General features: G+C 49.8%; 11 protein-coding genes. 5 read left to right on the top strand and 6 right to left on the bottom strand.

What is annotated here, in order from left to right; all coding sequences use genetic code 11:
- Positions 1–141: 141 nt before the first annotated feature.
- Together yiaJ and D9736_RS17120 are read left to right on the top strand one after the other, a co-directional pair.
- Positions 142–975 (top strand): IclR family transcriptional regulator YiaJ, encoded by an 834-nt coding sequence (gene yiaJ / locus D9736_RS17115; RefSeq protein WP_130258801.1) that lies wholly within the window; start codon positions 142–144, stop codon positions 973–975.
- Positions 976–1,076: 101 nt separating this feature from the next.
- Positions 1,077–1,550 (top strand): 4Fe-4S binding protein, encoded by a 474-nt coding sequence (locus D9736_RS17120; protein ID WP_130258802.1) that lies wholly within the window; start codon positions 1,077–1,079, stop codon positions 1,548–1,550.
- 141 nt (positions 1,551–1,691) lie between these two features.
- Here the strand turns inward: D9736_RS17120 and avtA are convergent, their stop codons facing one another.
- A complete protein-coding gene (gene avtA / locus D9736_RS17125; RefSeq protein ID WP_130216234.1) occupies positions 1,692–2,945 on the bottom strand; it encodes a valine--pyruvate transaminase in 1,254 nt (417 codons plus the stop codon).
- Between the two features lie 174 nt (positions 2,946–3,119).
- Positions 3,120–5,150: an alpha-amylase gene (gene malS, locus D9736_RS17130; protein WP_130258803.1), complete on the bottom strand. Its 2,031-nt coding sequence runs from the start codon at positions 5,148–5,150 to the stop codon at positions 3,120–3,122.
- Positions 5,151–5,470: 320 nt separating this feature from the next.
- On the opposite strand from malS, the gene D9736_RS17135 reads away from it, so the two are divergent.
- Entirely contained in the window at positions 5,471–6,295 is an 825-nt protein-coding gene (locus D9736_RS17135; protein WP_130216238.1) for a protein bax, read from the top strand.
- A gap of 128 nt (positions 6,296–6,423) precedes the next feature.
- Here the strand turns inward: D9736_RS17135 and xylR are convergent, their stop codons facing one another.
- The 4 genes from xylR to xylF form a co-directional block, all read right to left on the bottom strand.
- Entirely contained in the window at positions 6,424–7,602 is a 1,179-nt protein-coding gene (xylR, locus tag D9736_RS17140; RefSeq protein WP_130210034.1) for a D-xylose utilization transcriptional activator XylR, read from the bottom strand.
- Between the two features lie 77 nt (positions 7,603–7,679).
- A complete protein-coding gene (gene xylH, locus D9736_RS17145; protein ID WP_130258804.1) occupies positions 7,680–8,861 on the bottom strand; it encodes a xylose ABC transporter permease XylH in 1,182 nt (393 codons plus the stop codon).
- Positions 8,839–10,380: a D-xylose ABC transporter ATP-binding protein gene (xylG, locus tag D9736_RS17150; protein WP_130258805.1), complete on the bottom strand. Its 1,542-nt coding sequence runs from the start codon at positions 10,378–10,380 to the stop codon at positions 8,839–8,841. Before xylG ends, xylH begins: the two co-directional genes overlap by 23 nt.
- Before the next feature lie 77 nt (positions 10,381–10,457).
- A complete protein-coding gene (xylF, locus tag D9736_RS17155) occupies positions 10,458–11,450 on the bottom strand; it encodes a D-xylose ABC transporter substrate-binding protein (RefSeq protein WP_130210040.1) in 993 nt (330 codons plus the stop codon).
- 366 nt (positions 11,451–11,816) lie between these two features.
- Between xylF and xylA the strand changes: the two genes are divergently transcribed.
- Both xylA and xylB read left to right on the top strand, forming a co-directional pair.
- A complete protein-coding gene (gene xylA / locus D9736_RS17160) occupies positions 11,817–13,139 on the top strand; it encodes a xylose isomerase (RefSeq protein WP_064527882.1) in 1,323 nt (440 codons plus the stop codon).
- A gap of 70 nt (positions 13,140–13,209) precedes the next feature.
- Positions 13,210–14,664, top strand: coding sequence for a xylulokinase (gene xylB / locus D9736_RS17165; RefSeq protein WP_130258806.1), 1,455 nt, complete (start codon positions 13,210–13,212; stop codon positions 14,662–14,664).
- Positions 14,665–14,800 lie beyond the last annotated feature (136 nt).

A 14,800-nucleotide genomic window follows, 5' to 3' on the forward strand; every position in this document is an offset into this window, starting at 1 on the left:
TCGATCGCGTTTTAACAAAGCAATCCGCGCCGTGAATTTCAAAAATCATTAAAATCAAATGGTTGCAAATTATCTGCCCAGATCGTGAACTATGACACACTTTGCGCTACCATCAGGACGCGACAAAAGGGGAACCTGGACATGGGGAAAAAAGAGGGCGAGATGACGCAAGAAAAAGAAAGGCCAGCCGGAAGCCAGAGCCTATTTCGTGGTTTGATGTTAATTGAGATCCTCAGCAACTATCCAAACGGTTGCCCGCTGGCGCATCTTTCGGAACTGGCAGGTTTAAATAAGAGTACCGTCCATCGTTTATTGCAGGGGTTACAATCCTGTGGCTATGTGACTACCGCGCCCGCCGCAGGGAGTTACCGCCTGACCACCAAATTTATTGCCGTCGGTCAGAAGGCTCTGTCTTCGCTGAATATTATTCATATTGCTGCGCCGCATCTTGAGACGCTGAACATTGCCACCGGAGAAACCATTAACTTCTCCAGCCGCGAAGATGATCACGCTATTTTGATTTATAAACTCGAGCCCACCACCGGGATGCTGCGTACCCGCGCCTATATTGGCCAGCATATGCCGCTCTACTGTTCCGCAATGGGCAAGGTCTACATGGCGTTTGGTCACCCGGACTACGTGAAGTCGTACTGGGAAAGCCATCAGAATGAAATCCAGCCGTTAACCCGCAATACCATTACCGAGCTGCCCGCGATGTTCGACGAACTGGCGCACATTCGTGAAAGCGGAGCGGCGATGGACAGAGAAGAAAACGAACTCGGCGTCTCCTGTATTGCTGTTCCGGTGTTTGATATTCATGGGCGGGTGCCGTACGCCGTGTCGATTTCGCTTTCGACATCACGTCTGAAACAGGTGGGGGAGAAAAATCTCCTGAAACCACTGCGTGAAACCGCGCAGGCTATTTCTAATGAGCTGGGATTTACTGTCAGGGACGACCAGAGTGCAATCACATAACGCTTTAGACAGGTGACAAAACTTTAACATTTCCTTCGTTGGATCAAAGCAGTAGAGGGGCGCTCTCTGGCACTCTGCTGTTTTAGTGCAAAGGAGTGATCATGAACCGGTTTATTATTGCGGATGCGACGAAATGTATCGGTTGCCGTACCTGTGAAGTGGCTTGCGCAGTGTCGCATCAGGAAAATCAGGATTGCTCTGCGTTGTCGCCGGGCGAGTTTATTTCCCGTATTCGTGTTATTAAAGACCACAGCTGGACCACGGCAGTAGCCTGTCATCAGTGTGAAGATGCACCGTGCGCGAATGTCTGCCCTGTTGACGCGATAAGCCGCGAACATGGGCATATTTTCGTTGAACAATCACGTTGCATTGGCTGTAAAAGCTGTATGCTGGCTTGCCCGTTTGGTGCGATGGAGGTCGTTTCTTCGCGCAAAAAGGCGAGGGCGATTAAGTGCGATCTGTGCTGGCATCGGGCGACGGGACCGGCCTGTGTTGAAGCCTGCCCGACACAGGCGTTGCAATGTATGGATGTCGAGAAAATCCAGCGTCAGCGGCTACAGCAGCAGCCTGTTTGAAACGTTTTTCCGGCGTTATTCAACGCCGGAATTGTGCGCTTTGTTTATGCCGGATGCGGCGTAAACGCCTTATCCGACCTACAAATTCAATTGATTGCAGAAATTATGTAGGTCTGATAAGCGCAGCGCATCAGGCAATTTTTAATGGCTTTCAGCCCAGGCGCGTTCAATCTCTTCCGCCAGAATCTTCACACCCGCCTCAATTTTCTCCGGCTCTGGTACGTAGTTCATGCGCATACATTGATGTGTATGCGGCCACGGTTTATCCAGCCCTGGGAAGAAGTTGTGGCCCGGCACCATCAGCACGCCGCGCGCTTTCAGGCGCTGATAGAGCTGCTCGGTGGTAATCGGCAAATCCTTAAACCATAACCAGAGGAATATTGCCCCTTCTGGTTTATGAATCAGGCAGCGATCTTCCGGTAAATAGCGGCGAATGATAGCGATAGTCTCCTGAACACGCTGGTAATAGAACGGCTTGATGACCGTTTCTGACAGGCGCAGTAGATCGTTACGCTTAATCATTTCACACATTATCGCCGGACCAATGCCGCCAGGCGCGAGGCTGATAATGCCGTTCATATTGGTGATGGCGGTGATGATTTTTTCATTGGCGATGATAATGCCGCAGCGCGAACCTGGCAGACCCAGCTTGGAAAGGCTCATGCATAGCACGATATTCGGATTCCACAGCGGGCGCGCTTCGCTAAAGATGATGCCCGGGAACGGGACGCCATAGGCGTTATCAATCACCAGCGGGATCCCGTGCTGATTCGCCAGCGCATCCAGCTTCAGCAACTCTTCATCGGTTATCACATTACCTGTTGGGTTCGTCGGTCGCGAGACGCAAATCATCCCCGTCTCTTCGCCAATGCGCAGATGTTCGAAATCGACGTGATATTTAAACTGGCCCTCTGGCAGTAGTTCGATATTCGGACGCGTAGAGACAAACAGATCCTCTTCCAGCCCGGCATCCGCGTAGCCAATATATTCCGGTGCCAGCGGGAACAGTACTTTTTTGACCCGGCCATCGGCACGGCGTCCGGCAAACAGGTTAAATAAGTAGAAAAAGGCGCTCTGGCTACCGTTTGTTAGTGCAATATTCTGTGGTTCGATATCCCAACCCAGCTTCTCGCGTAACATACCGGCAAGCAGAGACAGCAGCTCCGTTTTCCCCTGTGGCCCATCGTAATTGCACAGCGCATCAGTGGCTTTGCCACTTTCCAGCATGTCGGTTAGCAGCGTCTGGAAATAGTCCTGCATTTCCGGGATCTGCGCCGGATTGCCGCCGCCAAGCATAATCGCGCCGGGGGTGCGTAAACCGTCGTTCAGATCTTCCATCAGCAGCGTAATGCCGGAGTGGCGGGTAAATTTGTCACCAAAAAGGGAGAATGTCATAGCGGGATATCTGTCGAACTCTGTAGCAAGGAAGGTAACAATAACGCTACATTTGCCGGGGTGCAAATCACGCTGTTGACGGTGGATTGACACTTTATGCTGTGGTTTTCGGTTAGGATGGTATTTTAGGCTGGTGGGCTTCCCGACGCACTGCCGCACGGGAAGCCGGAAAAGTTACTGTTGCCCCGCCCAGACGACCATTACTTTATCGTCGCCGTGTTCACGGACAAATCCGTACCCCTGTTTCAGCGAAAGCGCCGTTTGTTTGCCTGCGCCAATGGCTGGATGCCGTGCGCGGAACTGACTGATGCGCTGCCAGTGCGCGACGCTGGCGGCAGATTTACCACTGATATCCTGCCAGTTCATATCAGAACGTGTGCCTTGTAGGGGATCAGAACCGGTGGGGCCGAACGGACGCGAGGATTCATCACCATAAAAGATTTGTACCGCGCCTGGCGCTAATAATAATAACTCTGCTGCTTTGTCGCCCCCTTCGCGGAACAAGCGGGTATCATGCGAGGAGAGATAGCTCAACACATTGAAATCTTGCAATTTCTCGGCCATTTGCTGCCAGGTGGTATCCATCTGCGCCAGGCAATCGACCGCTTTCGCCGCCTGTTCCTGATAATCGAAATTGATCATCGCGTCGAATCCGTGGCGATAGTAGTCGCTTTGCATTACGCCATGACCCCAGGCCTCGCCGGTCATCCAGAAAGGTGTGTCATCTAATGCTTTGTCGGGGTTAGCTTTTTTCCATTCGCGAAGTGCGGCGCTGGCCTGAGTTTTCAGTTGCTGCCAGGCGGGCAACTCAACATGTTTGGCGGTATCGACCCGAAAACCATCAATACCGTAGTCGCGGACCCATTGACTTAACCAGTGGGTTAAGTAATCGCGCGGCGTATAGCCGTCAATGGCTTTGGCGTGGGTATCCGGTTTGTTTTTATAGAACACCGGCAGACCAGAAGCGGTAGTTGATTCGGTTTTGATATCCGGCAAAAAGGCTAGCGACATGGTGAGATCGTCGAATCCAGGATTGTCGTAATCGCCGATATCGGTACGGATCCAGTTTTTCCCCCACCATTTATCCCAGCCTGTTTTGTCGCTGAAATTAATGTAATCGTTAAAGCTATGCCAGGTTTGCCCGGCGGTAGGTTTCCAGTCGCTCCAGCGTTCACCCAGCGTTTTTTTCACTTCGTCACCTGAAAGGTATAACGCGCCAAACTGATACTCCTGCATATCCGCCAGCGTGGCATAGCCGGTGTGGTTCATCACCACATCAAAAATAATGCGGATACCGCGCTGGTGCGCGCTATCAACCAGCGTCCGTAGATCGGCTTCGTTGCCCATATTGGCATCAAGATTCGTCCAGTCCTGTGTGTAATAACCGTGGTAGGCATAATGTGGGAAATCGCCTTTCGTACCACCGCCGACCCAGCCGTGAATTTGCTCAAATGGGGCGCTTATCCATAAAGCATTGACGCCCAGCTGCTGGAGATAATCCAGTTTGTTGGTCAGGCCGCGTAAATCACCGCCGTGGAAAGTGCCAATTTCCTCCATGCCGTCTTTATGACGTCCGTAGCTCTGGTCATTGCTGGGATCGCCGTTTTCGAAACGGTCTGTTAGCACAAAGTAAACCGTGGCGTTATGCCAGTTGAAAAGGGCAGGTGTGTCAGTTGCCGCGCGTTCCAACAGAAGTAAACCATTGCTGGTGGCGGCAGGTTGTAACGTTATTTGGCCGTTCTTCACCGTCGCGATTTGCTGGCTGTAATAATCCCGGACTACCGTACCTTCCGGGAAAGTGCCGCTGACATTAAGCGTCAGTGGTTTTCCATCCCATTTTGGGCATTCGCGGACCTGGTTTGCTACCGGTTCGGCGGTGTTCTGGACCGAAATCATCAACGTTGGTGTGCCGGAGCGGGTATCTATTTGCAGCGTATATTCACCGTTCCTGAACAATCGCCACTGAGGGGGCGTGCTGTCGCAAGGTTTGAGAGAAAGCATCTGATTGAGTTTTATCGCATCCGCAGACTGCCAGCATTGTTGGTTAAAATTTAGCGTCAGCGGTCGCGTACCTTTGGTCAGCTGGGCATGACTAACAAATGTTCCTGCACTTTGTTCAGCAAAGGTGGGAAATCCCTGAGATGTCCAGTCGGCGGCAATGGCAACACTGGGCAGGAGTATCAGAAAACAGGCGGCAAGTTTCATAACGGATGAGTCCTTGTTGCTGTGAATTTCACCAGTTTGCCAGTGATAATACTGGTAAAACTCATCCCTGATGAGGATTGCGCCAGGATGAGACGAAAGGGGGAGTATTTCACCTGAGATTTAAGTTTATTTTTTGCGATAAACCCCACATTTTCTGCGATTTAGCGCCAATCTGAACGGTTAACACGTGACATAGTTTCAGATTTGGACTATTCCTTGGGGTGCTCTTGACAGCTATTTTTGATATGATTTGAGATTCAACTCTCAAATTTGTGAAAAATATAAGGTGTTGGAATGATTAAATCCGACCAGGAGAACTGATGATTTTGACTCCCATACGACGATATGGGGCGATGATTCTTATGTTACTCACTCTGATGTTTTCGAGTGAGGTGTTAGCGAAAACGCACACGACAACAGCGAGTCAAAAGTCCCACATAACCAAAGCTAGTAATAAACAGGTAAGCAGTAAACAAGAGTATTCTCGCAATAGTGCAAAGAGCAGTTCACTTCCTGATTTGCGAAAATACCCTTCCGGAACACCAAGGAAAAAAGCGTTTCTCCGGACCGTAATGCCTTACATTACCAGCCAAAATGCAGCCATTACGGCGGAACGTAACTGGCTGATTTCAAAACAGTACCAGGGCCAATGGTCGCCTGCAGAGCGTGCGCGTCTGAAAGACATCGCCAAACGCTATAAGGTGAAGTGGTCTGGTAATACACGAAAAATCCCGTGGAATACGCTGCTTGAACGCGTAGACATTATCCCGACCAGTATGGTGGCGACGATGGCTGCGGCAGAAAGTGGTTGGGGGACGTCGAAGCTGGCGCGTAACAACAACAACCTGTTTGGCATGAAGTGTGGCAAAGGTCGTTGTAATAATGGTCCGGGTAAAGTGAAAGGCTATTCTCACTTTGATTCTGTCAAAGAGTCGGTGAGCGCCTATGTTACTAACCTGAATACGCACCCGGCTTACGCTTCGTTCCGTAAATCACGTGCACAATTGCGTAAAGCTGATCAGGAAGTCACCGCCACAGCGATGATTCACAAGCTGAAAGGTTATTCAACGAAGGGACAGAGTTATAACAACTACCTGTTCGCGATGTACCAGGATAACCAGCGGTTAATCGCTGCGCATATGTAATTGCATTCCCTCGAGCCTTATCCGACTTGTTGGTCGGATAAGGCTTTTGCTCGCATCAGGTGGTTGTGCTGCGTTACCTGATGCGACGCTGGCGCGTCTTATCATGCCTGGCGGCTTTTCCCCTCCTGCTACAGCAGGACCTCGCTGTTTACATCGCGATACTCTTTCGGCGTTGTGTCATATGCTTTTTTAAATACAGAGTAGAAATATTGCAACGATGGATAACCGCACATTTGCGATATTTCGTTGATTGATAAGGTTGTTGAAATTAGCAGGCTGCGCGCTTTCTCCAGCTTCTCGGCATGAATCATTGCGTGTATGGTTTCGCCCACCTCTTCTTTAAAACGCTTCTCAAGATTGGAGCGTGATATGCCGACAGCGTCCAGCACCTGATCCACTTTAATCCCTTTACAGGCATGATTGCGGATGTAATGCATGGCCTGAATAACAGCCGGGTCGGTCAACGAACGGTAATCTGTAGAACGCCGTTCAATGACGCGTACTGGCGGGACCAAAATCCGCTGCAACGGCATCGCTTCTTTATCTAACAACCGATGCAGAAGTTTTGCCGCCTGATAGCCCATTTGCCGTGCGCCCTGGGCAACCGAAGAAAGCGCGACGCGAGAAAGATAGCGGGTTAGCTCTTCGTTATCGATGCCAATTACGCATAGTTTTTCCGGTACGGGAATATGCAGATGCTCGCAAACTTGCAGAATATGCCGCGCCCGGGCGTCAGTAACGGCAATAATCCCGGTTTGCGGTGGCAGCGTTTGCAACCAGTCGGCCAACCGGTTTTGCGCGTGCTGCCAGTTTTCTGGTGCAGTTTCCAGTCCCTGATAAACGACACCACGGTACTTTTCTTCGGCGACAAGCTGGCGAAAAGCATATTCGCGTTCGGCTGCCCATCTTTTGCCACTCGACTCTGGCAGACCATAAAAAGCAAAGCGGTTAACGCCTTTTTCTTTTAAATGCAAAAATGCGCTTTCAACCAGCGCATAGTTATCAGTGGCAATGTAATGTACGGGCGGATAGCTTTCTGCCAGGTGATACGAGCCGCCAACCCCGACAATGGGGACGTCGACATCAGCCAACGCTTGCTCGATTTGTTTATCGTCAAAGTCGGCAATAACGCCATCTCCTAACCAGTCCTTGATTTTATCAATGCGGGCGCGGAAATCTTCTTCAATGAAAATATCCCATTCCGATTGTGACGCCTGTAAATATTCCCCCACACCTTCTACAACTTGACGGTCATAGGCTTTATTAGCATTGAACAGTAATGTGATTCGGTGACGTTTAGTAAACATGGTTCTTTTCCTGCTGAATCATGCAAAAACTCAAAACCGGCAACACGTTACCGGTTTTGAGAAAATTTTTATCAAAATCAGGAACGGCGTTTGGTTGCGGAGTCCATCCATACTGCCAGCAACAGAATCGCACCTTTGACGATATACTGCCAGAAGGTCGGAACATCCATCATACTCATGCCGTTATCCAGCGAAGCCATGATGAATGCCCCCATCACAGCCCCCGCAACACTCCCTACGCCGCCAGCCAGACTGGTGCCGCCAATCACGCAGGCTGCAATGGCATCCAGTTCGGCGATATTACCGGCAGAAGGCGAGCCTGCACCAAGCCGTGAACTGAGGATTAACCCCGCGATGGCCACCATCAAACCGTTGATAGCAAACACGACAAGTTTGGTGCGTTCTACGTTAACCCCGGAGAGTCGCGCCGCTTCCAGATTGCCGCCAATAGCGTAAATGCGCCGCCCGAAAGCTGTCCTTGTTGCCATAAACATGCCGCCGAGTAACAGCAACGTCAGCAGCAGGACAGGAGTAGGAACGCCACGGTAATCATTCAGTAGCCAGATTGCGCCTAATACGATGATGGCGGTCAAAGCCTGGCGACCGACCACCGCTGTAGATGCCGGAGACTGTAAACCCAAAGCTTGTCGGCGCATTCTTCCACGCCATTGCCAGCCGACAAAAGCCATTAAGCCAAGTGCGCCAATAATGAAACCGGTGCTGGCGGGTAGATAGCTCTGTCCAATTTGTGACATCGCGGCGCTGGTGGGTGAAACTGTCGTACCGTTGGTGATGCCAATGAGGATGCCGCGAAATGCCAACATGCCCGCCAGGGTGACAATAAATGAAGGCACTTTGCGGTACGCAACCCACCAACCATTCCATGCGCCGAGAAGCAGGCCCAGAACCAGCGTCACAATAATGGTGAGTGGCAGAGGCCAGCCTAACCAGACGTCGCAGATAGCGGCGACGCCGCCTAATAGCCCCATCATCGAGCCGACCGAGAGGTCGATTTCGGCAGAAATTATGACGAACACCATCCCTACCGCAAGGATGCCGGTAATCGCGGTCTGGCGCAGCAAGTTGGAGACGTTACGGGCGCTTAAATAGGCGCCGTCAGTAGTCCAGGTAAAGAACAGCATGATGGCGATGATTGCTGCAATCATCACGAAAACTTGTAAATTCAGTGACTTCAGCACAGAGAAGCCACCGGATGTCGGTACGGCTAATTTCACTTCAGACGGATTGCTTTTCGACATGATGTTCGCTCCTCAATGCGGCTTCCATCACCTGCTCCTGAGTCAGGTTATGATTTATCAGGTTGGCTTTTAGTTTTCCTTCATGCATCACCAGTACGCGATCGCTAAGACCAAGTACTTCAGGTAATTCAGAAGAGATGACAATAACGGCGATACCCTGCTGGACGAGTTGGTTAATTAATTTGTAGATCTCGTATTTCGCGCCAATATCGATACCCCTGGTAGGTTCATCAAGAATGAGAATGCGCGGGTTGAGTAACAGACAGCGTGCCAGGATCGCTTTTTGTTGATTGCCGCCGCTTAAACGTCCAATAGCAAGTTCCGGAGACGACGTTTTCACTTTGAGTCGCTGGATAGATTCCAGAATACATTTTTGCTCTGCGGCATCATCAAGCTGGCTAATACCCCCGGTAAATTTGTTGAGTGCGGCGAGGGTAATATTTTTACCAACCGCCATTACCGGAACGATGCCATCACGCTTTCTATCTTCTGGCACCATTGCAATACCCTGGGCGATGGCTTGCTGGCAATTACGAATATCCACTTGTTTGCCATCAATATAGATTTTCCCTTCCCATTGTCCGGGCCAAACGCCAAAAAGGCATTGAATAGTTTCGGTGCGACCAGCGCCGACCAGTCCAGCAATCCCCAGTATTTCGCCACGTTTCAGGGAAAACGAGACATCGTTAACCCGTTTAATATGACGATTAACCGGATGCCATGCCGTCAGATGTTCTATGCGTAATATTTCATCGCCAGTGGTATGTGGTTCGTTTGGGTACAGTGCCGTTAATTCTCGCCCAACCATCATGGTGATAATATCGTCTTCGCTCATTCCGGCTGCATCACGCGTACCTATGTGTTGACCGTCGCGAATAACACAAATTGTGTCGGAAATCGCTTTGACTTCGTTGAGCTTGTGAGAAATATAGATACATGCGATGCCGTGTTGTTGCAGATCGCGAATAATATCCAGTAAAACTGTGGTTTCCAGCTCAGTTAATGAGGCGGTTGGTTCATCGAGAATTAATAAACGCACCTGTTTATTTAGTGCCTTGGCAATTTCAACGAGTTGTTGTTGCCCAAGCCCTAAATCACCAACGCGGGTATCCGGTGAAATGGATAAGCTGACTTGCGCTAACAGTTTCTGACAGCGTAGCGTCATCTGGTCATAATCCATGACCCCATTGCAGGTTATCTCATTGCCAAGAAAGATATTTTCCAGCACGGTCAACTCTTTCACCAATGCTAATTCCTGGTGAATGATGGCAATACCTTTGCGTTCGGTATCGCGGATGTGACTTGCCTGTATTACTTCACCAGCAAAAGTAATTTCGCCTTCGTAACTGCCAAAGGGATAAATTCCGCATAGCACTTTCATTAATGTTGATTTACCAGAACCGTTCTCACCGCAAAGTGAGACGATCTCACCAGCATTTAGCCGCAAACTGACGTTATCTATCGCCTTTACGCTGCCGAAAGTTTTGGTAATGCTCTTCATTTCAAGTAGATAAGACATAACGACTCCACCTAAGCCAATCAGTTCATGCGGCATGGAGAGAAATCACGTCCCCGTTGTCGACAGGGACGTAACGCTTAAAGCTCGCTCTCCTTGTGGAAACCGTCTTTAATCACCGTGTCTTTGATGTTGTTTTTATTCACATCAATAGGTGTCAGCAGGCGGGATGGAACATCTTTCAGCCCATTATTCAGCGTGGTATCTGCTTTAGGTTGTTGATCGTTACCCAGTTCAACGGCAATTTCCGCGGCAGTATTTGCCAGTAGAGTAATCGGTTTATACACCGTCATGGTTTGCGTACCCGCAGCAATACGTTTAATGCCGGCGAGATCCGCATCCTGACCGGAAATGGCGACTTTCCCTGACAAACCTTGCGCGCTTAATGCCTGAATAGCCCCGCCAGCAGTAGCATCGTTAGAAGCAACAACAGCGTCAATTTTGTTATTGTTGGCGGTCAACGCGTTTTCCATAATTTTCAGCGCGTTTTCTGGTAACCAGCCATCAACCCATTGGTCGCCTACGACTTTAATTTTCCCGGAGTCAACGTAAGGTTTTAATACTTTCATTTGCCCGGCGCGGAAAAGCTTAGCGTTGTTATCCACCGGAGAGCCGCCCATCAGGAAATAATTTCCTTGCGGGACGATATCGACCAGCGCTTTTGCTTGTAGTTCGCCCACTTTTTCGTTATCGAAAGAAATATAAAAGTCGATATCAGCATCATTAATCATGCGGTCGTAAGCTAATACTTTAATGCCTTCTTGTTTTGCTTCTTTTACAACGTTACTTAATACCTGTCCGTTATACGGAATAATGACAAGAACATCGACTCCCCGGTTAATCATGTTTTCAATCTGCGACATTTGAGTTTCTTCGTTGCCATTTGCAGACTGCACAAATACTTTTGCGCCGAGAGATTCAGCTTTTTTCACGAAAATATCCCGGTCTTTCTGCCAGCGCTCAAGACGGAGATCATCAATAGCCATACCGATTTTGACTTCTTTAGCATGTGCCGCAACGTTGGTTAGCAGAAGTGAGGTGCACAGGGTGAGTAAAATGTTCTTTATTTTCATGGTTCAGAGGCCTTCTTTTGTTAGAGGGTAGCTTTAAAAAGTAACAATCACCGCGTTAAACGTGACCAATTTTTAGCAACTAAATGGGGGAAAACAATTACAGATTTTTATCTTTCGATTACGATTTTTCGTTTATTTCTTGATTTATGACCGAGATCTTATTTTTGTTGGTTAATCGAATTTGTTGCATTTTTCTCTTCGAGTAATTACCCAATTTCATCATTCCCTTTTATTTTGCGAGCGAGCGCACACTTGTGAATTATCTCAATAGCAGTGTGAAATAACATAATTGAGCAACTTAAAGGGAGTGCCCAATATTACGACATCATCCATCACCCGCGGCATTACCTGATTATGGAGTTCATTATGCAAGCTTATTTTGACCAGCTCGATCGCGTTCGTTATGAAGGCCCGAAATCCTCTAACCCGTTAGCATTCCGTCACTACAACCCCGACGAATTGGTGTTGGGTAAGCGTATGGAAGACCATTTGCGTTTTGCCGCTTGCTACTGGCACACCTTCTGCTGGAACGGGGCGGATATGTTTGGCGTAGGCGCGTTTAACCGTCCCTGGCAGCAACCTGGCGAGGCGCTGGCATTGGCGAAGCGTAAAGCAGATGTCGCATTTGAGTTTTTCCACAAATTACATGTGCCTTTTTATTGCTTCCACGATGTGGACGTTTCCCCGGAAGGCGCATCGTTAAAAGAGTACATCAATAACTTTGCGCAAATGGTCGATGTGCTGGCAGGTAAACAAGAAGAGAGCGGCGTGAAACTGCTGTGGGGAACCGCTAACTGCTTTACTAACCCACGTTATGGTGCAGGCGCAGCTACGAATCCCGACCCGGAAGTTTTCAGCTGGGCAGCAACACAAGTCGTTACGGCGATGGAAGCGACGCATAAACTGGGTGGTGAAAACTATGTGTTGTGGGGCGGTCGCGAAGGTTACGAAACGCTGCTGAATACCGATTTGCGTCAGGAGCGTGAACAGATTGGCCGCTTTATGCAGATGGTGGTTGAGCATAAACATAAAATCGGTTTCCAGGGTACCCTGCTTATCGAACCGAAACCGCAAGAGCCGACCAAACATCAATATGATTACGATGCCGCGACGGTCTACGGCTTCCTGAAGCAGTTTGGCCTGGAAAAAGAGATTAAACTGAATATTGAAGCAAACCATGCAACGTTGGCGGGTCACTCTTTCCACCATGAAATTGCCACGGCCATTGCGCTTGGTCTGTTCGGTTCTGTCGATGCTAACCGTGGTGACGCGCAGTTGGGCTGGGATACCGACCAGTTCCCGAACAGCGTGGAAGAAAATGCGCTGGTGATGTATGAAATTCTCAAAGCGGGCGGTTTTACCACCGGTGGTTTGAACTTCGATGCCAAAGTACGTCGTCAGAGCACCGATAAATATGACCTGTTCTACGGTCATATTGGCGCGATGGATACGATGGCACTGGCGCTGAAAATTGCAGCACGCATGATTGAAGACGGTGAGCTGGATAAACGCGTCGCGCAACGTTATTCCGGCTGGAATAGCGAACTGGGCCAGCAAATTCTGAAAGGCCAAATGTCACTGGCGGATTTAGCAAAATATGCCCAGGAACATAATCTTGCACCGGTGCATCAGAGTGGTCGCCAGGAGCAGTTAGAAAATCTGGTAAACCATTATCTGTTCGACAAATAACGGCTAACTGTGCAGTCCGTTGGCCCGGTTATCGGTAGCGATACCGGGCATTTTTTAAGGAACGATCGCTATGTATATCGGGATAGATCTTGGCACATCGGGCGTGAAAGTCATTCTGCTCAACGAACAGGGTGAGGTAATTGCTTCACAAACAGAAAAGCTGACCGTTTCGCGCCCGCATCCCCTCTGGTCTGAACAAGACCCGGAACAGTGGTGGCAGGCAACAGATCGTGCAGTGAGAACGCTTGCGCGACAATATTCTTTGCAAGAGGTTAAGGCGTTAGGTATTGCCGGACAGATGCACGGAGCTACGTTACTTGATGCTCGGCAGCAGGTATTACGTCCAGCGATTTTGTGGAATGACGGGCGCTGTGCGCAAGAGTGCGCTTTGCTTGAAGCACGAGTCCCGGATTCGCGCGCTATAACCGGCAATCTGATGATGCCCGGATTTACCGCGCCTAAGCTGCTGTGGGTGCAACGCCATGAGCCAGATATATTCCGTCAGGTAGACAAGGTTTTATTGCCAAAAGATTATTTGCGTCTGCGTATGACCGGAGAGTTTGCCAGTGATATGTCTGATGCGGCAGGCACCATGTGGCTGGATGTCGCGAAGCGTGACTGGAGTGATGTCATGCTGCAAGCTTGCCAGCTGTCCCGTGACCAGATGCCAGCATTATACGAAGGCAGTGAAGTTACCGGGACTTTGCTACCCGAGGTGGCAAAAGCATGGGGAATGGCGGCAGTGCCTGTTGTCGCGGGCGGCGGCGATAATGCGGCTGGCGCGGTTGGTGTGGGTATGGTTGATACCAACCAGGCAATGCTGTCGCTGGGAACTTCTGGTGTTTATTTTGCGGTGAGCGAAGGGTTCTTAAGCAAGCCGGAAAGCGCCGTACACAGCTTTTGCCATGCATTACCACAGCGTTGGCATTTAATGTCGGTGATGTTGAGTGCGGCATCGTGTCTGGATTGGGCTGCGAAATTAACCGGCCTGAGTAATGTCCCAGGCTTAATTGCAGCTGCGCAACAGGCAGATGAAAGTGCCGAGCCAATCTGGTTTTTGCCTTATCTTTCCGGCGAGCGTACCCCGCACAATAATCCACAGGCGAAGGGGGGGTTCTTTGGCCTGACCCATCAACACGGCCCTAATGAACTGGCGCGAGCAGTGCTGGAAGGCGTGGGTTATGCGCTGGCCGATGGCATGGATGTAGTGCACGCCTGCGGCATTAAACCGCAAAGTATTACCCTGATTGGTGGTGGAGCGCGTAGTGAGTACTGGCGTCAGATGCTGGCGGATATCTGCGGTCAGCAGTTGGATTACCGCACGGGTGGTGATGTAGGGCCTGCACTGGGCGCAGCAAGGTTGGCGCAGATTGCGGTGAATCCAGATAAATCGCTCAGTGAATTGTTGCCGCAACTGCCGTTAGAGCAGTCGCATATGCCGAACGCGCAGCATCATGCCGCTTATCAGCCACGACGCGAAACATTCCGTCGTCTCTATCAGCAACTTCTGCCACTAATGGCGTAAACTTATCCCCCGCCTGACCGGGCAGGGGATAATTCTCGTCTATATATATTATCAATTCATTAATATTTCATATGAATTTATTCTGAAAATCATTTGTTAATGGTGTTTTTCAGTTTTGTCTTTCGTTGGTTAATCG

This window comes from Escherichia sp. E10V10 (genome assembly GCF_004211985.1).
In the GTDB taxonomy this organism is placed as follows: Bacteria; Pseudomonadota; Gammaproteobacteria; order Enterobacterales; family Enterobacteriaceae; genus Escherichia.